The 422-nt window shown below is 52.4% G+C and carries 1 pseudogene; it reads left to right on the top strand.

Annotation, left to right across the window (positions count from 1 at the left end):
* Positions 1-231: pseudogene (locus AB2L51_RS15090) on the top strand (IS701 family transposase); the annotation flags it as partial.
* Between the last annotated feature and the right edge of the window lie 191 nt (positions 232-422).

Genomic DNA, 422 nt, shown 5'->3' with positions numbered 1-422 from the left:
TGGAGAATCGAAGAATGTTTCGAGACGGCCAAAAACGAATTCGGTCTTGATCATAACGAAACCCGTTCCTGGCATGGTTGGCATCGGCATGTCTCTCTGGTCATGCTCGCCTATGCCGTCATGGCCAGTGTCCGTTACCAGGCAAACTCACTGAAGTCGAAAAAAACACTGCACCGGACACGACAGTCCTTGTCCGCGGGTCCATACAGGAAATCAGGCGTCTCGTCGTAAAACTCTCACAACATAGACTGCCCATAGCCCATATCCTCAGATGGTCCGTCTTTCGACGAACACATCAGGCCAGTGCTATCCGCGCTCACTCACGACACAATATGCAACTGTAGTGCTAGGTCTCCATCGCCTATACTCCGACGGATCAACAGGCCGCGTGTCCATGGTCCGGCAATAGGGCAGTCAAATTC

The sequence above is a fragment of the Acetobacter fabarum genome (assembly GCF_040702925.2).
Classification (GTDB): domain Bacteria; phylum Pseudomonadota; class Alphaproteobacteria; order Acetobacterales; family Acetobacteraceae; genus Acetobacter; species Acetobacter fabarum_B.
This window is presented reverse-complemented; position numbering and strand designations above follow the sequence as displayed.